Here is a 26,591-nt window from a genome sequence, read left to right on the forward strand (position 1 = left end):
GGTGTATAACATTGAAATCAGCTAAACCTCCCTTTTTTATTCACACGATAAACTGCCTGTTCTTTCTCACTGCCATTGTCTTTCTGGAAAAGAGTTATGCCTTAACCAGAATATCCATTCTTCCCGGGATAGAGACAACAGTGTTTGATTCAAACAATAAAGGTGCGCTTAAAACGCTGCATCGGCATAAAGCCAGCGATAGCCCTGATGAGTTTCTTTCCATTCCCGGCGAATTAACAGTATCAACCCGGTTCGATGGTAATGCTCTACCCAATGCTGAAGCTTATTTCACGGGATGTTTTAAATCACTACAAAATAACAGTACCCATCAATTGCCACTGAACCTGAGGTTTTATAACGATCAAACAGGTGCTGCACCGGCAGAACCAAGGCCGGTGAAAACAAAAAAAAACCAGCGTTTAGTGTCCTTTACTATGACGCCTGACATGAACGACATACAGGCGACTTATGATAACTTTCACTGGAGATTTGACCCTGGTTGCTCCTCGCTCAGCGCAGGCACAAACTCTGTTACCGTGACCATTAAAGAGGCAAAAAACCTTTCGATAACATTATCGAATGGAACTTTATTGGCCAAGGTTATCGCTCCTCCCAACAAACCGTCTGAGCTATACGCATCGGGCAGCAGCCCCGGCTATGACGGCAAAAACGATTTTCCCAAAAGACCCGGGGATAGTTTGCTCGTCAAGCCTTTCTATGAATTTATTCTTAAATTGAAGTCTGAATGGTTTGCTTTACCGAACAAAAGCAGTCTAGAAGTCATAACCGAACATTTCCGCTTAATCGTCTGGACAAACAGCTGGCAATCTACGGAAATAAACATCCCCTCTTCACTCTGGCACGCCATGGTGTCGCGGGGACATCATTTGCAACCTGAATTAATACGTGCTTTCAGCATGAATCCCGATAATCCGTGGGAGACTTATCATAATTATTGTACTGGCTTCCTGACAGAACATTTTGATTCAGAATTTGTCCACAGCCATGAACCGTTAAGCACTGACCTTAAGTCACTCCATAATGACCAGATGACCGGGGTGGAACCATTAAGCCTGACGTTATTTCCCGCCTATATACCCGGATCAGTTGAGTGCCCAAACAGGGGGCCAGCGGCCACCGGTGGCGTTAACCAAAGTTATGTTGTATCCAGGCCTTCAAATAATAATGCCAGTGGAAACAGTGAAAGCGGAACCCGTTCCTACTGCTGGAGGAGTGGTGCAGGAAACTCTGGTGATGGCAATAATGGCGGTGAACCCACGGTAAACAGGTGCCATGGCGCGTCAGGTTGTCCCAACCAGCCGCTGGTTGGAACTAACCTGTGTCAGAACTGCCGGGATACACTCCCTAATTATGAGGAATCCCAGAGAGTTTACGAGCAGAGAGGAAGACAGCCCGTTCAGGATATAGCCCGGGCGGAAGCTTTGTCAGAAGAGTTCCCCGGATCGCAAATAACCTTGTCTGAAAAAATTAAAGGCACCAGAGAATTTATGCGGTGGGCTAGGGTTATAAGCCCTCACTGGGAGGAAGTCACACGTCATACTGACAAGTTTAAGAATTATGAAATAGAAATTATCCGATCAACTATACATAATCCGCTAATGAGGGCAGATCAAATGTTGAACGATTTAAAATCCAGACTGGGCACATTCGGAGACCTTGTAAAGGCAATGGAGTTGACAAGACCCAGTCTTAAGCGAGATGAGATGAATGACTGGGAGAGATTGATAGAAACGATAAAAGCATTCGCCATTTATTGAGAACCGGTCATTCCCACGAGAGTGGGAATGACCGTAAAGCAAACCTCTCTAAGCCATATCCATTACAATACGACCAGTAATCTCGTTTTTCTCCATTTGATCAAAAATCTGGTTAATTTCGTCAAGGCTTCTGACCTCGATATTGGTTTTAACTTTTCCCTGGGCTCCAAAATCAAGGCACTCAGCCAGATCCCTTCGGGTTCCAACTATGGAGCCAACAATAGTGACGCCGTTCAGAACGGTATCAAAAATGGGAATTGGCAGCTCATCAGGTGGCAGGCCAACCAGCACCATTGTCCCTCCTCTGCGGGTTGAGGCGTAGGCACTGTCAAAACCTGCTTTAGACACTGCAGTACAGATAGCAGCATGAACACCGGTATTGAGCAGACTCTGAATCTTTTCTTCCGGCTTTTCTTTCATAAAATCAATAAAATGATCGGCACCCAGATCCATACAAAGCTTCTCTACGTCGGCTCCGGTATCCACTGCGATCACATTCAGGCCCATGGCCTTGGCATATTGAATGGCCAGATGCCCCAGACCTCCGGCACCAACAATGGACACCCAGTCTCCGGGCTTGGTGTTGCTGACCTTCAGTGCTTTATAAGAGGTGACCCCTGCACAAAACAGCGGTGCGGCATCAATAAACGACAGACCGTCCGGAATTTCAACGACATAGCGGGCATCGGCAAGACAGTATTCGGCATAACCTCCATTCACCATATATCCACCGTAGACGACATCCGGGCAAAGGGTTTCTTTGCCTTCCAGGCAGTAGTCACAGTATCCGCAGGCTGAATAGAGAAACGGAATACCCACACGACTGCCTTTTTTCAGGTGAGTCACCTGACTGCCCACTTCCGTGACAACGCCTACGCCTTCATGCCCGGGAATCAGCGGCATGGTAGGTTTTACCGGCCAGTCACCCTGGCAGGCATGAAGGTCTGTATGGCAGACTCCACATGCCTTGATATTAACCAGAATATTATTAGGACCGACTTCGGGTACAGGTACATCTTCAATTTTTAACGGTTCTTTGAAGTTATGCGCAACGGCGGCTTTCATGACGAGTTTCCTCTGTGTCCAGTTGACCAGCCGTGGTTTGAAAACTGATCAACAGCAATCGTGAAAAAAACAGACAGGCATCAACCTGTGAGTTTGCGTGCGTGAAATTCAAGATGGTTATCGATAAAGCTGGATATGAAATAGTAACTGTGGTCATAGCCAGCCCTCAGATTCAGCGTTAAGGGGACATTAGCTTTAGCACAGGCTGCTTTGAAATGATCAGGCTGCAGCTGCTCTTCAAGGAATGAGTCACTGCTGCCCTGGTCGATAAGAATTGGGTCACTGACCTTAGACTGCTGCACCAACAGGGTTGCATCGTAGTTGTCCCACTGGCTTTTATCGTCGCCCAGATAGTTCTGAAAGGCTTTTTGTCCCCAGGGAACGACCGTGGGATGAACAATAGGGGAGAACGCTGATACTGAAGTATAGGCTCCGGGGTTTCGCAGGAAGATCACCAGCGCCCCATGTCCACCCATTGAATGCCCACTGATGGCTTTCTTTCCAGAGACTGCAAAAGAGCCTTCAATCAGCGCTGGCAACTCTTCGACGACATAACTGTACATCCGGTAATGATCAGACCAGGGAGACTGAGTAGCATCAACATAAAAGCCTGCTCCGGAGCCAAAGTCGTAGCTGTCGTGTTCGCCAGGCAGATCCAGCCCCCGGGGGCTGGTATCCGGGCAGACTATCGCCAGCCCCAGTTGGGCTGCCATTTTGAATGCACCGGCTTTCTGGGTGAAATTTTCATCAGTACAGGTTAATCCCGAAAGCCAGTAAATGACAGGAACCGGATGATTTTTAGCCTGTGGTGGGAGGTAAATGGCAAACACCATGTCTGTCGAAGTAGACGACGATGAATGTTGATATCGATGCAGATCGCCTTCGAAGACTCTCGTGACAGATAACTGTTCCATTGTCTGATCCCTGTTAGTAAAGAATCACGGTGCGGATACTTTTACCCTCATGCATCAGGTGGAATGCATCGTTTATTCTGTCCAGCGGCATGGTGTGGGTAATCAGTGGATCAATGTCGATCTTGTTCTGCATATACCAGTCAACAATTTTAGGAACATCGGTGCGCCCACGGGCTCCACCAAAGGCACTGCCTTTCCAGCTGCGGCCAGTGACCAGCTGGAATGGACGTGTTGAAATTTCCTGACCTGATCCGGCTACCCCAATGACGTAAGACTCTCCCCAGCCCTTATGGCAGCACTCAAGTGCCTGACGCATGACATGAACATTACCAATACATTCAAAGCTGTAATCCACACCCCCACCGGTGAGGTCGACGATAGCATCGACAATATCGTCAACGTCTTTCGGGTTCAGGAAGTCAGTCATGCCAAAGTCTTTGGCCATAGGAACCTTGTCAGGGTTCAGGTCAATACCAATGATTTTGTCAGCGCCGACCATCCGGGCTCCCTGAATCACATTCAGCCCAATGCCGCCCAGACCAAACACTGCAACGGTACTGCCCGGCTCAACCTTGGCATCAAATACTACAGCCCCCAGCCCGGTGGTGACACCGCAACCGATATAGCAGACCTTGTCAAAAGGCGCTTCCGGGTCAATTTTTGCCAGTGCTATTTCAGGCAGAACGGTAAAGTTAGAAAACGTTGAACAACCCATGTAGTGCAAGAGTGGTTTTCCATCAAGAGAAAAACGACTGGTGCCGTCAGGCATAAGGCCTCGCCCCTGAGTCGCGCGAATTGACTGACAAAGGTTGGTTTTAGGGTTCAGGCAGAAATCACATGTCCGACATTCTGGTGTGTAAAGTGGAATAACATGGTCACCTTTTTTCAGTGAGGTGACACCCTTGCCGACATCGACCACAATGCCCGCACCTTCATGACCAAGAATGACCGGAAATTCCCCTTCCGGATCATCGCCTGATAATGTGAATGAATCAGTATGGCATACGCCTGTTGCTTTCAGCTCTACCAGAACTTCTCCATCTTGTGGATCCTGTAAATCAACATCATGAATTTCTAGTGGCTTGCCTGCGGCAAAGGCGACAGCTGCACGAGTTTTCATCTTGGATCGCTCCTTAGTAGAAACCCGTCCAAGTATAGATGGTGTTTTATATGATACGCTGTTTATTACTAATGAAAGCAGTTCTGGATAGTGTGCATCTTCCGTCGTTTAAATCCCGGACGGCTGGCTGCAGGTTGAAGCATTCATTTTTTTTATTGAGAGAACGTCATTTATCGCAATAACTGCAGGATTTTTCAGTGGGCAGACTCACGTATGTGTCAGCATATTTTGCAGCTATTTCTGGTATAGAGAAACACCTCTTTCGATAATTACCTACCTTTCTCATTTGAGAATAATTATTGTTAAGCTTGAGATGACGCAGCTTCCGGCTTTAACTCACAAATGAAATGCCTTTTATAACAACATTTTCAGGGGATTCGCCGGACAATCTACTTACTTGACAGTTAACAGCCCAAATTAAAAAATCACTGCTATTAAAACGATTTCCCTCCCGATACTTGGGGGAATTTACAGATTTATTGTTAATTTATTGTTAAAAGGCTGGTATGCAGTGAGTAGTCAGACGTTAAAAAAAGCAGGACTCAAGGTCACACTTCCCCGACTAAAAGTACTGGAAGCAATGGAGTCATTGGTTGGAACCCATGTCAGTGCAGAAGATGTGTATAAACTGTTGCTGGAAACAAAGACGGATATTGGTCTGGCTACTATTTACCGCATTCTGAATCAGTTTGAAGAAGTGGGGTTATTAACCCGCCACCATTTTGATGGTGCTGTCGCCCGGTTTGAGCTGAAGTCTTCCTCACATCACGACCATATGATCTGCGCTGACAGTGGCGAAATTATTGAGTTTATTGATCCGGTCATTGAAGCAAGACAAAAAGAGATCGCCAGAGAAAAAGGCTATGAGTTACTAGGTCATAGTCTTATATTGCGTGTTAAGTCAGCAGAAAAAAGCGCTTAAAAAATCTGTCTGGCATAAAAATATCAGTAGTCGCATAAAGAATAAAAAGCCCGGAATTAATCCGGGCTTAAAGTTAAACTATTCAGCTCAGGCAGTATGATGCTTTTGCTTGCCAGAATGCAGGTTAGTGGTTTGACCGTTTTTTGCCAGTCCAATCTTTTTCCATTCAGCTCGCATCATCAGAAGGACAACCAGCGACAGGGCAATATTCGATAGCGGCACGGCCAGCCAGATACCTTTGATATCCAGATACATTGGCAGCACCAGCAGAAATGGTAGCTGTATCAGCATGTTTGCCATGGTAACGAAAGTGGCCTTGCGACCCAGTCCCAGAGACTGGAAAAAGACGCCTGCACTGAAAATCAAACCATCCAGAAACATCGCGGCCAGATGTAACCGCAGCCCCAGCTTGGCAGCATTGAAGAAGGCTGGATCATCACTGTTAAACAACAGGATAATCGGGTCCGCAAACAGGTTAACGACAATGACTGCCAATACGCCGGAACCAACAGCTACCCAGAGCATTCGGCTTACAAACTGCTTCATCCGGGCAAAACGTTCAGCACCATAATTGTAACTGATCAGGGGTTGTGTACCCGCTGCAACACCTTCTGCAAACATGTAGTAAAGTGTGGCAATGTAGCCGACCACCGCAAATGCACCGACATTGACAGCGTCACTGTATTTCATAAACAGATAGTTATGAATCGCTGTGATAAAGCTGAAATAAGAGTACATCAGCAGACTGGACAGCCCGATGGAGCAGGTGTTCAGTGACAGCTTGAATTCAAGAGTCAGATCCTTCAGGGACAGGCGAGTGTTCGCTTTGGCAGAAAAGAAATAGGTCAGCCCCAGAATCACCACCACCAGCTGGGAAACGGTAGTACCCAGTGCGGCACCTGCCAGACCCATTTGCAGATAGACAATAAAGACAGCGTTAAGAATAACGTTGGCAACAGCGCCTACCACAATCAGCCAGGTGGCGATGGTAGGCGCATTGTCATTTCGTACCATAAACGGCAATGCCATACTGCCCATTACAAATGGTGAAGCGTAAACCACAATTCTGAGGTAATTACTGGCATGCTCAAAAGCGAGACCACTGGCATCCTGTAACGCCAGCAACCAGTGTTCGGTCAGGAGCAACAGGAGGGACCCCATCAGACCCAGAAGCACCAGCAATGTCAGGCCATTTCCCAGTGCGCGCCTGGCCCGGTGCAGCTTTTTTTCGCCTCTGGCCATTGAGCTGATAGCGCCGGAGCCAACTCCGACCATCATCCCCAGTCCATACAGTGTACCTATGATCGGCCAGGCCAGATTAATTCCCGCCAGACCTTCTGCACCGATATAACGACCGATAAAAATGCCATCAATGACCTGATACAGGCCACTGACCAGCATGGCTCCAACAGTTGGCAGAACATAGTTCCAGAACTGTCGGTTAACACTTGGCATTCGTTTTTGTTCCTTTGTAGTGGACATTGTGTTCTCAATATTGGTTAGAAGTGCTAACTAAAAGGTAAAAAATTCACCTGCAATATCATCGCCAGGCTTTTATTAATATTTACTCGTCACTGATCTGGCTCTGGGCAGTTTTAGAGCTCTGGGCAGTTTTAGAACTCTGGGCAGTTTTAGAGCTCTGGGCAGTTTTAGAGCTCTGGGCAGTTTTGGCTGCCACCTTGCCTAGCAGTTGTTTTAGCTGCTTCTGGTCTTTTGCTGACAGGTTTTGCAAAAGGTTTGAAATCAACTCTTCGTAAAAAATACGATCACTGTCTACCAGTTTTTGCCCTTGTTGACTTAAGGTGACATGGACTGCCCGCCCGTCTTCAGGGCATGGCTGTCGTTTAACCAGCTTTTTTCTTTCCAGCCTTGCGACCATATTGCTGGCCGTCGGCTTGCTGACATGCATGAGCTCAGCCAGTTCAGACAGGCGCATCATGTCGGACTCTTCCAGAGTTTTCAGATAGTCGTATTCCGTATAGCTCAGACTATTGACTCCAGGGCCGGGTTGTTCACGCCAGCAGCGACTGATATAGCGCTCTATGATCATTAAGGATTGTTCAACTTTCATAGGCGGTATTTTATTAGAAAGGCTAACTAATTTTCAAGACTTGGATACTGCGTACAAAGTAGCGCTGACCGTTATTGCTGTCAGCGCTTTTCGGAGTCAGGCCCGGTCCGGTGTGCCCTCTGATTTAGCAGCCAATTGACTGTCGTCGTCTGAGTCGAGCTTGGCAAGGTACTGGTTGACCAGTTTTTGGAAAGCGACCATCTGCGAGGGATCAAGCTGTTTTCCTTTTGGCAGGGAGTAGGTCATGAAATTAACAGGCTTGTTGTTGACGTGCAGCTCAAAGTGCAGGTGTGGTCCGGTGCTGCGTCCCGTGTTACCCGTTAAAGCGACAACATCACCGATGCCAACCTTTTGCCCTTTTTTAACCAGAACTTTGCTCAAATGCAAATAGCGGGTGCTGTAAGTTTCGTTATGCTGGATGGTCATGTGAATGCCTGCCGCATGGTGGTTGCCAATACGGGTGACAACGCCATCACTGATGGCCCTGGCCCTTGTGCCTATTGGGGTGGCAAAGTCAGTACCGTTATGCGGAGAAATTCTTTTGGTGATAGGGTGATGGCGTCGTGGATTAAATTTGGAGCTGATACGGAACTTGTTAGGGATAGGTCTGCTCAGGAAGGCACGGTTCAGGCTTTGTCCTGATTCATCATAATATTGACCATCGTCGTTCAGGAAGGCGGCAAGCTGTTTACCCCGATTCACAAAGACGACAGCCTTCAGAGTTGATCGACCAGTGTGAGTGTCTCCGACATAGATGTCATCAAACAGCATCTGGAAAGTGTCACCTGCGCGTAAATCTCTGGCAAAATTGATTTTATCTTCAAACAAGCGGGATATTGTCTCGATTTCTGCCGGGCTCAACCCTGCCCTGGAAGCACTTTGATACAGGCTGTTGTTAATAACACCATCTACCTTTCTTTCAACAAGATTGGTGACGTGGGAAAGCATTTTGCCGGTGTATTCATCACCATCCCGATTAAATTCCAGCGTATGAATACTGTCGATAACTACCTGCATGCGGGTAACCAGTTGGTTTTCACCTTCTCTTACAAAGAGCAGTTGCTGGCCTGGCTTAAGATTATCGAGCTGTACGAAATCAACATCTGCATCAAGGAGTTTGTACATTGTCGCTTGAGGGAGTTGCAGTTTGGCGAAAATTGACCCAAGGGTGTCGTTGGCTTCAATGGTGTAGTCTATTTGCTCTATTTGCTCTATTTGCTCTATTTGCTCTATTTGCTCTATCTGCTCTATCTGCTCTATCTGCTCTATCTGCTTATCCTGAACTACTTCCACAGGTTCGGCTACAGACTCTTCAATAGCAGCTTGTGTTGTTAATGGTAACTCAACTTCACTGTAAGGATTCGAATCACCTGATGGCCAGAGTATTGCTGTTGTGGAAGCCAGTAAAGCCGTTAATACGATAGGTTTTCGGTGCTTTAGACAGAAATACTTTATCGATGCCATTCGTCGTTGCTCTTAAGCCTGGGGGGAAATATCCAATAAAACTAAATACAGAGGTTGGTCGCCAAGCGGTGTTTACTCGTATTGTTTTTGTATAACTGCCGTCTTTGTCAGTTATTGGCACGGTAGTTTACCATTTTGTGGGTAATTTTACGTGCCTGAAATGGTCGTTATCACAAAGCCGGTAGCACTTAATTACTGATAAGGCTTCGACAATGAATTTAAAGAAAATGTTATAATATAACTTTTGAATTTTGACAACAGGCTTTTATTACTGACTGGAAGTTGCAGCCGTTGACAGGCAAGGTTCGGTATAACCCCCTTGCCTGTTTTCAGGCAGGGTAGCAAATAATGTTTTGGAAAACGGCGCTGTTAAGGATTAACTTCTGGTTTGAACTGACGGTACTGAATTATGTTTCGAATATTTCGGCGTATATTTTCACAGAGAGGTATACAGGGCACCTCATTACCATTGGGCGGAATGATAAGACTGTACACCTATGACAGGCCTGGTCTGAATATCCAGAATCTTGCGATTGAGGCTTTCGGTCACTACACCCCTGAGCAATATGTACAGGGAAGGGCTGCTGACGATAGTTGTTTGAGATCGACAAACGCTTTTGATGTACCCGCATCAATGTTATTTGATGTGCCTGCCGAGTCGACTCTGTTTTTCTACGGCCCCCATGGAAGCACGCTAGTGTGTTGGTTGAGCATGGTTGTAACGTGCCGATACCCTTATTTTGAAGTTTGCCTGCCGGGACAGAAAGTGGTTAATTACTTCCTGAGAAACGCCTCTGTTAGTAAAGAGGGGGGGCCGATGAATGATGATGAGCGAATAAAGAACATTTTGAAGTGGTCAGCCACCTTTTTTGAGCCAGATCCTCACCATCCGTTCCTTAATTTCGATATTGTCACTATAGAACCAGGTTCTAAAGTAGAGCTTTCTAGCTTACTCCGTACTTTGAAGTCGTCGGGGCATGTTTATCAAAGAGTTCACTGTGTCTTTTGTCGTTGCAGGGAAGGCGAAAAGGATTTCGTCTATGAACCTGGCTTTAAGCGTCACCCGGGCTTTCGGGGTGTCCCCGGCTTGTCAAAATAATCTCCGTTCTGATTGGTTCTGGTATTACGAATTGAGTTCACACCCAATTCACCTCCCTGCTATTTCGCAGGGAGGTGAATTTCAGAAAGAGATAGTTTAAATTTAAGGAAAAACTTCGGTTGGTGACTGATATACCCCATCATCGGATTGTCCTCTCACAATGGATTCCCTATCCGGAGCTGCCTTATAACTTACGGACATGGTTGCGCCCAAACTGGCTGCAAAGAAAGCTCTTATTGCTGCCCTGTTTTTATACACAGCAGTTCCAGTGAGAGCGACTACAACTAAGCCTATCACAGGGCCTGCTACTGCTCCCACTATTTCTCCAGAACTCATACCAGAATTATCACCTCCTTTTTGCTTCTGAAACCCTGGATTGGAAGTCGAATTGGGGATGAAGGAAGAGTTGGTCGTAGAGACATTAGTGATTGGGCTTCTCAGCCCCGAAAAGATGACTTTCAGATTATAAAATAAATCCTCACCACTTACTTTCTGCACTCCCGGTTTATTAGCAATCAACTGGATGTCATCATTGGTTTCAATAGTGACCTGCCCGGTTACTTTTGTAATGTCAGAGGGTGAGATTGTCCTTTCTGACAGGTTCAGGATATGCCGGTTAACAGGCCAGTTTTCAGGAACCGTAACAGGCTTTAGTGTTTCCCCTCCTGTGTAGACCCCAAGGTGTAGTCCTTTCATTAACGCGTTAACAACACTGCCACCAGCCCGTGAATACTTTTCCATATTATTAAAAGCCAAGCCTATGTAGGCCATATCCTGAGTTGATATCGAGTTTTTTGTTAATCCGATATAGATACCGTCAAAATTGATATCCTCAGGGTTAATAATATCGATAACGTTACGGTATGGCATGCTCGAGTCTAAAAAAACATCGTGTACCCAGACATCCTTTGCTTTGATTTTGGAACAATTGCGCAAAGAAATTGCACTACTGCTTAAAATAGACGGTGTTTTGTGTCTGTTTTCTTGCTCAAAACTGGTTCCAACATTTTCCAGAATAATTGAGTTAGCACTTGAGACTACAAGCAAGCCTGTGCGAGAGTGGTTAGCACTGATATTCCTTAACTCCATCTCTGTTTTGCGTCCAGAGACATAAACAGGTAATGAGTGGGCGTTCTCAGTCGTTGGATCAATATTAATATTGGCCAGCAGACAGCGCTCACAGTCCTCCCATTTAAGCATCGTGTCATTTTTCTTACTCCCCTTAAGCGTTGGGTATTCTCCATGAAGACCAGCCTCAGCCTCCCCTATAATGGCAACATTTTTTGCATTTGTAATTTTGATAACATCTTCAAACTGGAACTTCCCGGGAGGAACGATATAAACAGTATTGCTACTGTACTCTCTGATAGGTTTGTCTTTTCCAAGATATTGAATACTGTATCCATATCCGGGTGCAGTAAATTCTTTACACAGTTTCCGTGAACTCTCATTATTCAACATTTTACATGTCAGTTTTTCTTCGTAATGAATGATGGTCGTATCATTAGCTCCGTAACGTTCGTGAATATTTAAAATTCCCGTACTATTATCCAGACCTCCAATTGAAATGTCTGACCCATTAATGATAATCGGAATATCTGTCCCATTAATGTTAAAATCACCATCTAAGTTAGCTGTTACAGAACCAGGTATTAAGAGAAAAGACAAAAGAGCGCTACTAAAGAAGCCTCCTTTTTTGTGAAATTTATTATATATACTTTGTTCGCGAACAAGAGGGTGAAAACAGTTGTTGTTTTTTTTAGGTCGTTTATGATTGTTAAAATTTTTCGACGGCTTTATTTTCTTTCCTATCTTAAAATCAAACATTATTAAAACCTCGGTAATACTCTATACACCAGTTTATAGCTAATTGTGTTATCTATAGCTTTTCATGATTTTAATACAGCATGAAAATAAATATTTTCGTTAAGCTGCTTTTTGATATTCCCTGCATTTTATTATTAACCTTGACATCAAATTTTGAATAGCTACAAATTTGACCCCTGAAGTGCCTGAAATAAAAGACACTTTACTTTTGTTATTTGTCATTATGCAGATAAATAACATTATAAAAAGTAGACTATGTTAAATTAGTTTATCAACATCGAATTAGCTCTTTAGGCTGAATTGACACCCAACAATCGGTGTATTGGTGGGTGTCAATTCAGTCATCATGTTAAATTCTTGCAATCAATCTTGATGGGAGTAAACAGTTTTTCAGTGGCTGACCGCGAATGCCTTATCCAGTGTGCTGTACCCCAGCCCCACTTCCTTACTGACATGAATCTGCATGGGAATACGCTCTTTCAGGGACTCAACATGAGAGATGACTCCGACCATTTTGCCGCTGGCATTCAGGCTGTCCAGGGCATTCAGGGCGATTTCCAGGGTTTCCTGATCCAGAGTTCCGAAACCTTCATCAAGGAACAGGGAATCGATGCTGGTCTTATGGCTGACCAGATCCGATAACGCCAGCGCCAGCGCCAGACTGACCAGAAAGCTCTCACCCCCGGAAAGGGTTTTGATATCTCTCTGAACCCCAGCCTGCCACTCATCAAGAATTTCCAGACTGAGTTCTTCCGATTTTTTCCGGTTCAGCTGATAGCGACCATGCAGGCGCTGAAGCTGCTGGTTGGCAAGGTAGATCAGGTGATCCAGTGTCAGCCCCTGGGCAAACTTACGGAACTTGTCGCCTTTGGCAGAGCCAATTAACGTATTGAGGTGATCCCAGAGTTCAAACTGTTTTTTCTGTGCTGAAATCTGGTCGAACAATTCAGACTGCTTCTGACGTTTGTTTTGGTCATCATTCAGTGCCTGCCGGATCTCTCCCTGACGCTGGTTAACCAACCGCTGTTCATTGTCCACACTGTGAATTTTCTCCTGCAATGCGTCGGCTGTTTCTTCTGTTAAAGGGGTGGCCTGAAGTCTGGCCAGCTCGTCTTTTATCAACAGCTCCCGCTCTGTCGTACGGGTAATAGCCTCTTCCAGATTTTGCTTAAGGTTTTGCAGGGTTTCCCGCTGTTCAGCTGGCAGGATCGCCTGTTCAAAAGCCTGTGTATCTGCAAAAGGGCTGCCTTTCAGTTGTGTTTCCCAGTGACGGGTCACCTTTTCCAGTTCGTCACCCAGCCGCTGTAATGTCTGTTCCTGCTGCTGTAAAAAACCAGACTGTTCACTGACCGTTTTCTGAGCCGCCCGGGAGCGGGCTTCAGTCTGTTTTAATGACTGATCAGCCTCCGCCACTGACGCTTCCAGACGCTGGCGTTCTTCTGCAACATCCAGATCACCCAGTAACATAAAGCGCTGTGTCCTGGCTTCTTCCAGTTGTTCAGTGAGATGTGTCAGGTTTTTCTGCTGCTCATCCAGCTGCTGTTGACTGAGGTTTTTTTGCTGCGTATTCAGGGCAAGGTCGTTTTCCTGTGCCTGCAGAGACTGTTGCAGGGTTTCTGCCTGTTGCTCCATAGCTTGCCAGGTGGTCTTCAGGCTCTCCTGATGACTCAGCCACTGCTTCTGCTGACTCAGGTCTGGCAAAGGTTCATTCAGTGACCGGGTAATCTGCTGTTCCAGATGGTTCAGCTCGTTTTGCAGTTTCTCTGCTTCCCGATGTTGTGCGTCCTGCTCTTTCTGACGCTGTTCATACTGCTGACTTTGCAGTTCCATTTGATGTTGAAGGCTGGTGGTGTTCTGCTTCTGCTCTGTCTGTTTCTGCTGTAACTGAACGAGGTTGTCACTAATCTGTTTTAGCTGCCGTGTTTTTGCTTTAAGGCTGATGCCCTCTTCCCTGGCTGTTTGCAGCCAGCTGGCAATAGTGTCCGGCTGTTGAATAGTGAGTTTTTCCCCAATCGATGCACAGAGTGTTTCCCATCCAGTCAGACAGGAGGCTTGCTGCTGACTGAGTTCAGCAATACGCTTCTCTGCCGTCTGGCAAAGCGTTTGCAGTTCGACCTGACGTGCTTTTTTCTCAGTACCTAGCCGTTCCATCTGGCTGAGAAGCTGGCGCTTTTCTTCAACCCTTTGCCGGGTTGCGTCACTGTCGATATGACTATACACGTCGATGGAAGGATGTTCCCGTGAGCCGCACAACGGGCAGGGCTCGTCTTTCTTTAAACGATTTCGGTGTTCTGTCAGGCTGACAATTTTCTGTTCCTGAAACAGCAGGGTTTCCAGATCATCCAGATGCTGTTTTTCCTGTTTGTACTGTTCGCGGTTTAGCTGTAATTCATGGCTGAGAGGTTCAAGAGCCTGTTGGCTCTGGAGAAAAGCAGCCTGTTCAGCCTGTAAGGTCTGAGTGGTGTCACGGTACTGTTGTTCAGTGTTTTTTATTTCCAGATACAGGGGGGCGATAGCATCAAAGCGTTCTTCCTGTTTCAGCAGTTGCTGCTCATCGGTGCCTTGCAGAAGTGCGGCTTTCTGGTTCTCTGCCTGTTGCAACGATACCTGTGCCTGTTCACTGTCGTGCAGGCTCTGCTGAACCTTTTGATCACTCTGCTGCATTGCCAGATGCAGCGTTGTTAATTCTTTCTGCTGCTTTTTCAGATCGGTTTGTGTCTGTTGCTTCTGTCGATTAAGCGACTCACGACGCTCAAACTGAGCGCGCCAGAGAGGCAGCTGTTCAGCCAGAAGACGGTGATGGGCATTGCCATTCAGATACTGTCTGGTGGCTGCCTGCTGTTCTATAGACGACTGACGCTGTTGTTGCAGCGAGTTAACCGTTTGCAGGTGTTCTGAAAGTTCTTTTTCAAGTCTGGTCGCCTGCTGGCTGGCCGTGGTCAGTTCTTCTTTTTTCTGCTGAATCTGCTGGTCGAGGGGAACCACCTGCTCGTTGATCAGGGTTTCTGTTTCAGTTTTTTGCTGTTTAACTGTTGTAAGGTTTTCCTGTGCTGCTGTGGTTTCGGATTGTGCCGATGTCAGCTTGTCGGAGGCCTGTTGTAACTCTGCCTGAAGCTGCTGGCACTTAGTTTCTGAATGATTAACCGCTTCTCTGGTGGACTGAAACTGGTCGAAAGCGGGTTTGATGTCCAGGGCAGGCAGTGCATGGGTAAGGCGTTCAAGCTGTTCGGCCTGTGCCGCTTTATCGTCAATCGCTTGTTGTTTGAGCTGTCCTGCCTCTTCAACGTCGGTTGTCAGCTTACTGACCTGTTGCAGCCATTCAAACTGTCCATTAAGCGTTTTTTGCAGGGCTTCCGTTTGACTGGCTTTTTCTGACAGGGTGGTTTGTTCCTGTTCGAGCTGCCCAATCACTTCGTCATCCAGCAGTTGAACCCCTTCGGATTTTGCCTGCAGCAGCTTCAGTGTTTCCTGCTCCTGGCGCATCCGTTCGAATACACGACGGGAAATATCACCGTAGATTTCTGTTCCCGTCAGCTCTTCAAGCAGTTCGGCACGATCGTTGGCAGTGGCTTCCAAAAACGCGGCAAAACCACCCTGAGCCAGCATCATCGACTTGGTAAAACGAGCAAAATCCAGCCCGGTAATGTCGCTGACCCGCTTGAGCTTCTCATTGATTTTGTGCGTGATAATGGTGCCATCGAGCTTTGCCAGCTCAACCTGCGGGTTTTGCAGTCTGCCTTCAACCTTTCCCCTGGCACGCTTCTGGGACCAGAACGCCCGGTAACCTTCACCTTTGACTTCAAACTCCACTTCCGCCAGCGACTCGGCAGTGTGGCGAGTCATCAGCTCATTGCTGCTCTGGGAGATGGTACTTAAACGGGGTGTCTGGTGATAAAGCGCCAGGCAGATAGCATCCAGCAGCGTGGTTTTTCCAGCGCCGGTTGGACCTGTAATGGCAAACAGACCATTATCGGCAAAGTCTGTTGAAGTGAAGTCGATTTTCCACTCCCCTTTCAGGGAGTTAAGATTTTTAAGACGCAGACTCAGAATTTTCATTGCGCGACTTCCTCTTCAGATACTGGTTTGCCGTCGTTTGTATCATCGTTTAAATCATCGCTCAGATGATGGTGTATAGCGTCCAGCACTTCATTAAAAGCACGGGTCAATGACTGAACTCTGTCGTCTTCCAGAGGCTCGTCTTCAAGTCGTTTTTTGAAGACATCGGAAACGTCCAGCTCTTCCAGGGTTTCACGGGCTTCCCGCACCAGACTGGCTGACCGGGTGTTACGTTGCCTTCTGATCCGGAGTACTTCCAGGGGAAGGTCGGCCACCATGTCCTGAACCGGGCTCTGGACATCACTCAGGTAGTCATCGGACGCCACTTCTATTTCCAGCCAGGGGACGAGGTCAGAGTCTGTGCTGACCTGTTTGATCTGTTGTTCGATCGCTTCGAGTGAACCTTTGATGCTTAACAGTGGGCGAAAGACCGGAACCGGTATTTCCGTGATTTCTGGTTTTGGACTGTCGCTAAACGACACCATGACGACCTGTTTGGCAGTGGCGGTTTCATCAAAGCTGAGTGGAATCGGTGATCCGGAATAACGAACATGCTCCTGTCCGGAGACTGTCTGGGGCTTATGCAGATGCCCTAGTGCAATGTAATCTGCGGGTGGAAAACCACTGGCAGGAAAGGCGTGTAGTGTACCGATATAAATTTCCCGGACAGACTCGGACAGTTGGCCATTAACAGTGGTCAGGTGTCCGGTGGCGACAACGGGCAGGTTATGTTCAGCGGCTTTGCTGAATACAGTCTGGTAATGGCTGGCAATAGCGTTCTGCAGAGCCAGCTGCTTGTCCGATTCACTGTCTCCTGAACGGCTTTCCAGAACATCGCGGGGACGAATATAAGGCACTGCACACAGGGCAACAGCGGGCTCATCGCTGGCATTTTTTAACAGTACCACCTCGTCGTCAGGGGTTTCGGATACGCCACCGACAACCGTGGTGTTCAGAAAAGCCAGCAATTCGCGGGATTCATTGAGGGTTGATACAGAATCATGGTTCCCGCCCACAATCACCAGCTGTCGGCAGCAGGTTTGCTGCAGGCTCACAATAAACTGGTTGTACAGGGTTCGCGCATAGCTGGGTGGCGTTCCGGTATCAAACACATCACCGGCAATAATCAGGGCGTCAATGCGGTGTTCATTGACTGTTACTTTTAGCCATTGCAGAAAAGCTCTGTGTTCCGCTTCCCTGCTTTTGCCCATGAAATGCTGTCCCAGGTGCCAGTCGGATGTGTGAAGAATGCGCATAATCGATTGTGGGTACTTTCTGTTGTGGAGCCGTTGTTGTAAAGAGAACTGCACAGAGAGTACAGCAGATTTTTTACCGACAGAACAGTTTTCTCTGGTCTAGTCTTACCACTCGCTGTTAACAGACAGCCAGTAAGAGTAAGGATGAAATGATAGCAGGGAAGACAGGTTTTGATTATCAGTAAAAAATTACCCTAACCATAAAAGAAAGAGCTTTATCGTCATGTCACTTGGCTACAGTTGTCTTAACTTTCAAAGAAGAGCCCTCTTCGTCTTTTGGATTTCGGTTTTGATTATTTCTAATGGGCAAGCCGCCCATCGTGAAATAATTTCCGTCGAGGCGGAGAGCGAGATTCCTTACCGGGAGGAAGGAGATGATGTTACGATTTTTTATCGTTTCAGAACCCAGGCGTATAGTCCTGAAAAACAGCCTCAAACCGTAGAGCTGTATAAACTAAGGGATCATTTCATAGGGCGTGCTTTTAACCAGACATTTCAGGTTGTCTCACCATTTGACAGTTATATCAGTGTCAATAAATCTGAATACAACATGAGTGTGATTATTTCAGAGATGGATCAATCTAAAGAGGGCGAGTATCAATTAATAATAGAAAGTGGTGATTCACGCTTAAATCATACGACAGCTGTTATAAAAATGAGGGATGCCTGTACGGAGGATTTACAGGGTCCGTTGACTGAAATAACGCCTGAGCGTAGCCGCTGGCCATTGAAAATAAAATCGCTCAGACTATGTTCTTCTAAAGAGCGTTCTTCTAAAGAGCGACCTTCTGAAGAAAATACTTTCAATCAAGGGCTTTATTGCGTCAAAAACACCAAAACTCCAACAGATTTACGGTTCGCTTTTGAATATTATGAGCACCCTGAACTGGCTAGAGACACAGTAACCGGCTTTGTTTTTTACGAGGTAAACCCCTATAAGGAACGAAGTCAGAATTATATCTTTGGTATTAGCATGGATGCGAAAACAAAAAAATACAGAAGACACGAGCGTTTAAACAGCATTTACACCGTAGCGCCTTATTACTCTGATAACGGCATAGCCTTCAGGTTCAACTTTACAAACAGTACAGAATGTACTTTGACTTATATTGGTCTGACTATGCGTAAAGAAGGCAAGAAAAATGTTTTTATGCGTTTCGCCCTCAGAACGGATTGTCACGGCAATGGCTGCGCAAACTTCGCCAGCACCCAGACAGCAGAGGCTCATACTGTTATGACAGACGGAACTTCTGTGGACACGCCTGAATATATCAGTGTGAAGCCATCAGGACATTCAGGAGGTAACCTGCAGTCAGGTATTCAAACGGCTGTCATCATGGCGGCCTTTCTGGTTTCGCAGATTCTGAGCCAGTCGGAGTAGGGGCTTATTGGTTACTGCCCGCACAGTGATCTGAAGCAGCAAAGATGCAACCGGGAGTTAAAACCCTGACATTTGTTGCTCTGCACAGCCTTTATCATTTGTTAAATGAGTAAGTGCTAACAGGAAAGTCGCCGTGAACCAATGGTTTGCTCCATTATGGATGATCACAACGGGAGGTTGACTGGACTGCCGTATAGCTTCTCTCCAGTCACTTTCTGCTTGCCCGTTTGAATGAATATAGCCAACATCAACGGTGGATCCACCGGGAACTATCTGGAGCAGGGGGCGTTCAAAAATAATGGCCAACAGAGGAAGGGAGGAAATATCAAGCCATTCACCAAAGTTGTTAACACTATCTAAGAACTGCTCAGCCATTTGATAAGTAATCGGTGAATTGGAATCAGGATCCAATAAATGATCCATGTTGATAAATCTCTCCCTGTATTCGTCAACATCACTTTGCCTGAGCAAGCCTCTACCTCCTGATGCGGTCACCTCATTTCGGGACATTAGATAAGTGTTCATAAAGTCCTGAATTCTGGTACGAATATCCTCAATGCTCGATCCGAGTTCATTGTCGTATAGTACATGGTATAAGCAGAAGTTATCATGAGGGACATCCCTGGCTTCAATATTATTTGAAGCCAAAAAATGTCTTAAATTGGATCGATACAGCAACGAATTTTCTGTTAACTCTGAATCGTGCCAGTCAATTGAATTTAGAACGTTTGACCAGTAATCGTCATCGGTAGTTTCCAGATGTCTTAATCGGTTTAAATTCTCACCAGAATATTCCTGCATTAATTCACTTACAGTTACCAGACCCTCCATTCTTTCGTTCTTATATCTTGCTGCAGCATACAGTACCTGCGTAGCAACAGAAATCCATCGTGGGTATTTTTCAGCCAGTTCCTGGTAGTTGTCAATAAATTTCTGAATATAATCTGCTGATACAAGGTCATCTGCGTATTCATATCTTTCAGATAACGCACCGGGTTTTTGTAACAAAAACAGCAGGGTTAGTAATTGTAAAACTGAGTCTTCTTGCTCTTGCGGTTTGCCAACTAATTTAATCAGGCTGTCTCGTTCTGCTTCGATACAGTCCAATATGTCGGATGTTTCGATTCGGGTTTCTTTATTAATAGTGATATTCTTAAAATGGCATTCAATGAAACGACAGCAATACAGTTTAGTGCCTCTGAAATCGGTGTTTTTAAAATCACAATCTTCAAATGACATTCCTTTAATCAATGAATCAGCAAATGGGAAACCATCAAACGTTATACTATGGAAGCCTGCTGGTGAGAGTTGTCTTTGTTCATCATAGTTTTCGGGTTGCCTTAAAAAAGCTACTTCTTTAGTCGTTATATGCCCTGATAACAGCACGCTAACTATTTCCGCATAGTGTAACCAGAGTGTGGGAATAGTCACCATTTTACTGCTAGAAGTGATAGTGTTGTTTTCTTCAGCATATGTATAGCAATGGCAAGTGGCCAGAGCATTAATCAGTTGACTTTTATTAATTTCATTAAAGTTCTCTAGCCTGTCGTCTATAAAATAAGGGTCGTATGTCTTTTGACTGATAATCTCATGGATGATTAATCCAAGGGGGGCAACAGCAAGGAGTTGAGTATCTTTTTGTAAATAATCCCAAAACGCCGAAGCTTGAGTGAACTCAGGTAAAATAGCCCTTATATTTCTCTTATTGATTTTCTTAAGAGTTTTTGGAAAGTCATTTTCCGGATCCAGCCTGGTGTCTTCACCGCCCTCTCTTTGTAACGCATTCAGGTTGAGTTCATCCCAGAGCGCCGCGTTCAAACTTCGTAAATATCTGATGGAGTCCTTATCAGGTGTTTTGGAATTACCAGGGCCAGCAAGAGCCCCCTCGCCCTGAATTAATAAAACAAAGAGAAGCATAGTAAACGCAATGCGCATGACGACTCCGTACATAGAGGTTATTGGCTCTTTTGAATTTTAAGTGGGAAAGCAATTTCCTGAAAAAGGCGGTATCCAGTGTAGAGTAAAATATTAATATGTCTTGAAAATTACCTCTTCCTGACTCTGTCAATGGGAATAAGGAAGAGGTAGCTAAGGTGGGTGAAGGTGGTTAATAAAGCACCCGGCAGCGAATGGTACCTTCAATTTCCCGCAGTTTTTCCTGCGCAATTTCACTGCGCTCTGCATCCACATCAATCACCACGTAACCGACCTGCTCGTTAGTCTGCAGGTACTGGCCGCTGATATTGATATTGTTGTCGGAAAAGACCTGGTTAATAGAGCCCAGAACGCCTGGAATGTTTTTGTGGATGTGCAGCAAACGGTGCTTTCCGGTATGGGTTGGCAGTGCCACTTCCGGGAAGTTAACAGACGATAGGGTTGTACCGGTATCGCTGTACTTGATGAACTTGTCGACGACTTCGGCACCAATGTTTTCCTGGGCTTCCTGTGTGCTGCCACCAATGTGCGGAGTCAGGAGAACGTTGTTCATACCGCGCAACTGGCTTATGAACTCATCGTTATTAGAGCGGGGTTCTTCAGGGAATACGTCAATGGCGGCTCCCAGCAGTTTGCCGGCTTCAAGGGCTGAAGCCAGAGCTTCGATGTCAACCACTGTACCTCTGGAAGCATTGATTAATACACTGCCGTCTTTCATGGCTTCAAGCTGCTCTTTACCCATCATCCATTTAGTTGCGGCGGTTTCCGGTACATGCAGGCTGACCACGTCAGACATTGCCAGCAGCTGGTTAAGGTCTGACACGGGTTTGGCGTTACCCATGGGCAGCTTGGTGACGGTGTCGTAGAAATAGACGTCCATGCCCAGAGATTCAGCAAGAATGCTCAGCTGGCTGCCAATGTTGCCATAGCCGACAATACCCAGCTTTTTGCCTCGGCTTTCGTAAGAGTTGACAGCGCTTTTCTGCCATCCGCCACTGTGGGCCAGGGCATTTTTTTCGGGAATACCGCGCAGTAGCAGAATAGCTTCTGCCAGCACCAGTTCTGCCACAGAACGGGTGTTGGAATAAGGCGCGTTGAAGACCGGAATCCCCCGGACTGTAGCGGCATTGAGGTCAACCTGGTTGGTGCCAATACAGAAACAGCCCACTGCGATCAGTTTGTGGGCTGATTCGAAAATGTCTTCCGTCAGCTGGGTTCGGGAGCGAATGCCAAGAAAGTGAGCGTCTGACAGGCGTGCTTTCAGTTCTTCCGTGGGTAAGGACTTGGTGACGTAGTCAATATTGTTGTAACCGGCAGCTTCCAGTACTTCTACGGCTGAAGGGTGTACACCTTCAAGCAGAAGGAATTTGATCTTGCTCTTGTCCAGAGATGTGGATGGCATAGTATTCGCTCAGTTGTTTTTTTCTATGGGCTTTGGCGTTAATGGGACCGTGCATCCGGTTCAGGGCATAATAGCTGGGATCCGTACCAGCTGCCTGATAAGAATGTAGTTATGGTTGTCCGAGCAGAAAATGATACCACAGCGACAGCTGGAAGCTGCCGTTTTTGCTCATGATTTCAATGATCAGCTGTCGCTTTGTGGTTTTGCTACTTATGAAACTACTACTTATGAAGGCTTAAACCTGTGGTCAGGAAAGGTTAACATACCTCGCAGGACTTAAATGCCGATACTGGACAGGGTGGTCATCACCTGCCTGATGGCCTGGGATAGCGCAGGATGTGCTTCGCTGAAGCGTATAGCCTCCTGTTCCAGCTGTTCGTTGTACTCCTGCAGTGGAATGTCACCTTCTGCCTGTGCCAGTGCAATCTGGATTTCGTCGGTGATCTGTTTCAGTGAACCAGCCGTGCAATCATCAACAGGCTGACCTTGCAGCAAGTCGTGCAGATCCTGGATATTGAGATGGAGTTCTTCTGACATGGTTCTCTCCTTCGGCTTGGAAGCCTGATGGAATAATTCAGGGCCAATGGTTATCTTGTTGGGCTCCGGGCTGCCGGGAACGTATCGGCCACATTACAATGATAAGATAAAAAGGAAGCCTAGATGAAGTACAGGCACCGCTGGCTTAGTGGCGACCGTATTGACCTTCCAACGGGTAAAATTGTCTGTGTTGGCAGAAACTATGCCGAACACGCTGAAGAACTAAACAATCCGCTGCCGGATGACCCGGTGTTGTTTATTAAACCAACAAGCTCTGTCGTACACCTGGAGCTGCCGTTTAAAATTCCCCGGAACCGGGGCGACGTGCATTTTGAAACAGAGATTGCCCTGCTGATTGATAAACCTCTCTGCAATGCCAGTGAGCATGAAGCGACAGATGCTATTAAGGCGTTAGGGCTGGCTCTGGACCTGACCCTCAGAGACCTGCAGGCAAAAATGAAAAGCCGGGGGCTGCCCTGGGAGGTAGCCAAGGCTTTTGATGGCAGCTGTCCGGTCTCATCGTTTGTCGCGAAAGAACACCTGCCTGATCTCGAAAACATAGCCTTCAGTCTGAAAATAAATGGTGAAGTCCGGCAGCAGGACACCAGCGCTAATATGCTGACGTCTATTCCGGGGCTGTTGAGTTACATCAGCCGGCACTTCACTCTGGAACCAGGGGATATAGTGCTTTCCGGTACCCCTAAAGGAGTGGCGCCGCTGTACGCAGGTGATCGTCTGGAACTGGCAATAAAGGATGTTTTTTCTGTCGAAACCTCTTGTCGGGCGTCCTAAAGATTTGCCCTGGGTGCCAGATAGTTAAATAGGTAGTTTTAAATAGATAGTTTTAAATAGATAGTTAATCTGCCGAAAGGGCTATCTGGTGTCAGAAACACTGCCTGACTTTAAACTCAAAATCCTGGTCGCAGAAGACAACCCGGTTAATCAGATGGTGGCGCAGGCACTGCTGAAAAAACTGGGTTGCTCTGTGATCATCGTAGAAAATGGAGAAGCTGCCGTTCAGAAAGTAGCGCAGGAGTCATTCGACCTGGTGTTGATGGATTGCATCATGCCGGTTATGGATGGCATGGAAGCCACCCGAACCATCAGGGCATCCGGCCAGTCTTATGACCAGATCCCTATTATTGCTTTTACCGCCAACGTTACGGATGAAGACCAGCAGGCTTTTCAACAGGCCGGCATGGATGATTTCATCGACAAGCCCGTGACGGTTGATAAAATGACCGGACTGTTACAACGCTGGTCTGACAAACTCAACGGTTAATGCGTTGAGTACTGCCTGAGCCATCAACCGCCACAAAGACCATTGAGGTTTCTGTCAGCTTTTTCTGTGAAACAGAGTCGCCGTTGTCGTTTTCTATCCAGGCTTCCACAATCACCCGGATGGATGTTTTGCCCACTTCTGTTACCCGGCTGTACAAGCCAATAATGTCACCAACCTGTACCGGCCGCATAAAGCTCATAGCACCAATGCTGACGGTAACGACTCTGCCTTTGGCAACTTTTCTGGCCTGAATTTCTCCAGCCTGGTCGACATTCATCGCTACCCAGCCAGCAAATACATCGCCGGTGTGATTGGTGGATTGGTTATCTGCCAGTACCTTCAGAGTCAGTTCCCCCTGAGGTACTGGGTTGTCATCGTTCACGAGATTCATTCATTCTCTCCCGGTCTTCTTCTTATTGTCTGCTGCGGGTTCAGCTTTTGCTCTTTTAACAAAAATTGTTTTTATGGCGCATCAGCCATAGATGTGTGCTGGCAGCCAGGTGGCCAACTGTGGCCAGACTGCCAATGCGACCAGCATAATCAGCTGAATGGCGATAAAAGGCACTACGCCTTTGTAGATATCCGCTGTTGCCACCTCTTTTGGAGCAACCCCTCGCAGGTAAAACAGGGCAAAGCCAAAAGGAGGGGTTAAAAAAGAGGTTTGCAAGTTAACAGCAATCATAATGCCAAGCCAGACCGGGTCTACACCCATAGCCAGCAGGACGGGCCCCACCATTGGCACGATAACAAAGGTGATCTCAATGAAATCAAGAATAAAGCCGAGCAGAAACATGACCACCATCACCAGCAGTACCGCTGTGAAAACACCGCCGGGCAGGCTTTTAAACAGAGACTGAATCAGCTCTTCACCACCAAACCCCCGGAACACCAGCGAGAACACCGACGCTCCGATAAGAATCAGGAACACCATGCAGGTGATTTTGGTGGTACAGGTCACCACTTCATGCAGAATCTCACGATGAATCTGCCGCCGTGCAGCTGCAAGGGCAATAGCGCCCAAAGCGCCGACGCCTGCAGCTTCTGTTGGTGTGGCAATGCCTGTGAGGATAGACCCGAGTACAACGATAATCAGCAGCACCGGAGGCAGCAGCGTCATCAACAATGGGGTCTGGCTGCCTTCATCAAACTGTTTAATCTCCTCATCGGTTAACGCAGGTGCTGACTCAGGTTTCAGCCATGCCACGGCCATGATATACACCGAGTAAGCAAGAACCAGCAACAGTCCCGGAATCAGTGCCCCCACAAACAGGTCGCCAACCGATACGGTTTTGGGAGAGAAAATTCCCATATTCAGCTGAGCCTGCTGATAGGCGGTGGACAACACGTCCCCTAACAAAACCAGTGCAATGGAAGGAGGAATAATTTGTCCAAGGCTGCCAGTCGCACAGATGGTGCCGGTAGCCAGCTGGGCAGAATAGCCTCTGCGCAGCATGGTCGGTAGCGATAACAGTCCCATAGTGACCACTGTGGCACCGACAATACCGGTACTGGCTGCTAACAACATACCCACCACTGTTACGGAAAGCCCCAGTCCCCCACGCAGCTGACCAAAGAGCCGGGCCATGCTTTCCAGCAGGTTTTCTGCAACTCTGGACTTTTCAAGCATGACGCCCATAAAAACAAACAGTGGAACCGCCAGTAACGTCTGGTTGCCAACAATGCCAAATAAACGACTGGGTAAGGCTGTCAGGAAAGAGTCGTCAAAGTGTCCTGTTAGTGTACCGATGGCTGCGAAAATCAGGGCGGTACCTGCCAGGGAAAAAGCGACCGGATAGCCAATCATCAGCACAGCGCAGACACAGGCGAACATAACCAGGGGGATAAACTCAGCTATTAATTCAGCCATGCTGCACCTCCTGTACGTCAGCCAGTAGCATTAATGAGCGGAGGAGTTCAGCAATACCCTGTAAAAACAGGGTGAAGGCCAGAAACAGGATCAGGCTTTTCAGCAGGAAAACAGCAGGCAAGCCTCCCGGGTCCGTGGAGGTTTCCATAATGCTCCAGGACTGCATTACGTATTCCCAGCTCATAAACCCAATAAACAGGCAAACAGGAATGAGCAGAAATAGCGTACCCATACTGTTCACCAGAGCCTGACCTTTTGGCGACAGGCGCCGGTAAAATACATCAACCCTGACGTGTTCCTGGTGTTTAAGGGTGTAACCGCTGGCCCCGAGAAAGATCAGCGCATGGAAGTACATGGCGGTTTCCTGCAGGGCAATAGAGCCAACATTAAGAAAGTAACGCAGCAAAACCACAAGACAGACGGACAGAACCAGTAAGAGATTAAACCAACTGATCAGTTGACCGGTTTTTTCCGTCAACTGATCGATCCCGGCTACAACTTTGTGCAGCACAATCCAGCCGGATTTCATGAGATTCCCCTGACTTATTATTGTTATGGTGGTTTTGGATTATACCCAGCCACAGCCTGAACCTGCAAAACGATGGACAGGCTCTA

21 protein-coding genes are annotated in these 26,591 nt (G+C 47.0%); 6 read left to right on the top strand and 15 right to left on the bottom strand.

All coding sequences use genetic code 11. The annotated features are described in order from the left end of the window. Positions 1-11 precede the first annotated feature (11 nt). Positions 12-1,778 (top strand): hypothetical protein, encoded by a 1,767-nt coding sequence (locus NX722_RS20185; RefSeq protein ID WP_262564654.1) that lies wholly within the window; start codon positions 12-14, stop codon positions 1,776-1,778. A gap of 48 nt (positions 1,779-1,826) precedes the next feature. Here the strand turns inward: NX722_RS20185 and adhP are convergent, their stop codons facing one another. The 3 genes from adhP to NX722_RS20200 all read right to left on the bottom strand — a co-directional run bounded on the left by adhP (position 1,827) and on the right by NX722_RS20200 (position 4,877). Then, entirely contained in the window at positions 1,827-2,843 is a 1,017-nt protein-coding gene (gene adhP / locus NX722_RS20190) for an alcohol dehydrogenase AdhP (RefSeq protein WP_262564655.1), read from the bottom strand. A gap of 80 nt (positions 2,844-2,923) precedes the next feature. Beyond that, positions 2,924-3,757: an S-formylglutathione hydrolase gene (fghA, locus tag NX722_RS20195; protein ID WP_262564656.1), complete on the bottom strand. Its 834-nt coding sequence runs from the start codon at positions 3,755-3,757 to the stop codon at positions 2,924-2,926. A 13-nt stretch (positions 3,758-3,770) separates the two neighbouring features. Beyond that, entirely contained in the window at positions 3,771-4,877 is a 1,107-nt protein-coding gene (locus NX722_RS20200; protein WP_262564657.1) for an S-(hydroxymethyl)glutathione dehydrogenase/class III alcohol dehydrogenase, read from the bottom strand. 511 nt (positions 4,878-5,388) lie between these two features. Between NX722_RS20200 and fur the strand changes: the two genes are divergently transcribed. Continuing rightward, entirely contained in the window at positions 5,389-5,799 is a 411-nt protein-coding gene (gene fur / locus NX722_RS20205) for a ferric iron uptake transcriptional regulator (RefSeq protein ID WP_262564658.1), read from the top strand. Positions 5,800-5,886: 87 nt separating this feature from the next. Here the strand turns inward: fur and NX722_RS20210 are convergent, their stop codons facing one another. The 3 genes from NX722_RS20210 to NX722_RS20220 all read right to left on the bottom strand — a co-directional run bounded on the left by NX722_RS20210 (position 5,887) and on the right by NX722_RS20220 (position 9,334). Next, a complete protein-coding gene (locus NX722_RS20210) occupies positions 5,887-7,254 on the bottom strand; it encodes an MATE family efflux transporter (RefSeq protein ID WP_262564659.1) in 1,368 nt (455 codons plus the stop codon). A gap of 109 nt (positions 7,255-7,363) precedes the next feature. Then, positions 7,364-7,870: a MarR family winged helix-turn-helix transcriptional regulator gene (locus NX722_RS20215; protein ID WP_262564660.1), complete on the bottom strand. Its 507-nt coding sequence runs from the start codon at positions 7,868-7,870 to the stop codon at positions 7,364-7,366. Positions 7,871-7,966: 96 nt separating this feature from the next. After that, positions 7,967-9,334, bottom strand: a complete 1,368-nt coding sequence (locus NX722_RS20220) for a peptidoglycan DD-metalloendopeptidase family protein (RefSeq protein ID WP_262564661.1) — start codon at positions 9,332-9,334, stop codon at positions 7,967-7,969. 478 nt (positions 9,335-9,812) lie between these two features. Between NX722_RS20220 and NX722_RS28975 the strand changes: the two genes are divergently transcribed. After that, on the top strand, positions 9,813-10,433 hold the full coding sequence (locus NX722_RS28975; RefSeq protein WP_407648016.1) for a putative adhesin: 621 nt from the start codon (positions 9,813-9,815) through the stop codon (positions 10,431-10,433). Between the two features lie 102 nt (positions 10,434-10,535). On the opposite strand, the gene NX722_RS20225 is transcribed toward NX722_RS28975, so the two are convergent. The 3 genes from NX722_RS20225 to sbcD all read right to left on the bottom strand — a co-directional run bounded on the left by NX722_RS20225 (position 10,536) and on the right by sbcD (position 17,572). Beyond that, positions 10,536-12,260: a hypothetical protein gene (locus NX722_RS20225; protein ID WP_262564662.1), complete on the bottom strand. Its 1,725-nt coding sequence runs from the start codon at positions 12,258-12,260 to the stop codon at positions 10,536-10,538. A 390-nt stretch (positions 12,261-12,650) separates the two neighbouring features. Beyond that, entirely contained in the window at positions 12,651-16,316 is a 3,666-nt protein-coding gene (locus tag NX722_RS20230) for an AAA family ATPase (protein WP_262564663.1), read from the bottom strand. Continuing rightward, positions 16,313-17,572: an exonuclease subunit SbcD gene (gene sbcD / locus NX722_RS20235; RefSeq protein WP_262564664.1), complete on the bottom strand. Its 1,260-nt coding sequence runs from the start codon at positions 17,570-17,572 to the stop codon at positions 16,313-16,315. Before sbcD ends, NX722_RS20230 begins: the two co-directional genes overlap by 4 nt. A gap of 223 nt (positions 17,573-17,795) precedes the next feature. Between sbcD and NX722_RS20240 the strand changes: the two genes are divergently transcribed. Continuing rightward, positions 17,796-18,953 carry a hypothetical protein gene (locus tag NX722_RS20240; RefSeq protein ID WP_262564666.1) on the top strand — a complete coding sequence of 386 codons (1,158 nt, stop codon included), beginning with the start codon at positions 17,796-17,798 and terminating at the stop codon, positions 18,951-18,953. 57 nt (positions 18,954-19,010) lie between these two features. On the opposite strand, the gene NX722_RS20245 is transcribed toward NX722_RS20240, so the two are convergent. From NX722_RS20245 to NX722_RS20255, 3 genes are all read right to left on the bottom strand, one after another. Continuing rightward, the gene (locus tag NX722_RS20245; protein ID WP_262564667.1) at positions 19,011-20,888 is read right to left on the bottom strand and encodes a pentapeptide repeat-containing protein; all 1,878 of its coding nucleotides are present in this window, start codon (positions 20,886-20,888) and stop codon (positions 19,011-19,013) included. A 172-nt stretch (positions 20,889-21,060) separates the two neighbouring features. Continuing rightward, entirely contained in the window at positions 21,061-22,290 is a 1,230-nt protein-coding gene (gene serA, locus NX722_RS20250) for a phosphoglycerate dehydrogenase (RefSeq protein ID WP_262564668.1), read from the bottom strand. 276 nt (positions 22,291-22,566) lie between these two features. Beyond that, on the bottom strand, positions 22,567-22,827 hold the full coding sequence (locus NX722_RS20255; protein ID WP_262564669.1) for a DUF4404 family protein: 261 nt from the start codon (positions 22,825-22,827) through the stop codon (positions 22,567-22,569). Between the two features lie 123 nt (positions 22,828-22,950). Between NX722_RS20255 and NX722_RS20260 the strand changes: the two genes are divergently transcribed. Then, positions 22,951-23,619: a fumarylacetoacetate hydrolase family protein gene (locus tag NX722_RS20260; RefSeq protein ID WP_262564670.1), complete on the top strand. Its 669-nt coding sequence runs from the start codon at positions 22,951-22,953 to the stop codon at positions 23,617-23,619. An 88-nt stretch (positions 23,620-23,707) separates the two neighbouring features. Beyond that, on the top strand, positions 23,708-24,109 hold the full coding sequence (locus NX722_RS20265) for a response regulator (RefSeq protein ID WP_262564671.1): 402 nt from the start codon (positions 23,708-23,710) through the stop codon (positions 24,107-24,109). On the opposite strand, the gene NX722_RS20270 is transcribed toward NX722_RS20265, so the two are convergent. The 3 genes from NX722_RS20270 to NX722_RS20280 all read right to left on the bottom strand — a co-directional run bounded on the left by NX722_RS20270 (position 24,099) and on the right by NX722_RS20280 (position 26,505). Beyond that, positions 24,099-24,500, bottom strand: coding sequence for an acyl-CoA thioesterase (locus tag NX722_RS20270; protein ID WP_262564672.1), 402 nt, complete (start codon positions 24,498-24,500; stop codon positions 24,099-24,101). The two genes, NX722_RS20265 and NX722_RS20270, sit on opposite strands and share 11 nt — an antisense overlap. An 81-nt stretch (positions 24,501-24,581) precedes the next feature. Beyond that, positions 24,582-25,976, bottom strand: coding sequence for a TRAP transporter large permease (locus NX722_RS20275; protein WP_407648018.1), 1,395 nt, complete (start codon positions 25,974-25,976; stop codon positions 24,582-24,584). Beyond that, entirely contained in the window at positions 25,969-26,505 is a 537-nt protein-coding gene (locus tag NX722_RS20280; RefSeq protein ID WP_262564673.1) for a TRAP transporter small permease subunit, read from the bottom strand. The genes NX722_RS20275 and NX722_RS20280 overlap by 8 nt, the downstream gene beginning before the upstream one ends. Positions 26,506-26,591: the final 86 nt, after the last annotated feature.

It is taken from the genome of Endozoicomonas gorgoniicola, from assembly GCF_025562715.2.
GTDB classification, from domain to species: Bacteria; Pseudomonadota; Gammaproteobacteria; order Pseudomonadales; family Endozoicomonadaceae; genus Endozoicomonas_A; species Endozoicomonas_A gorgoniicola.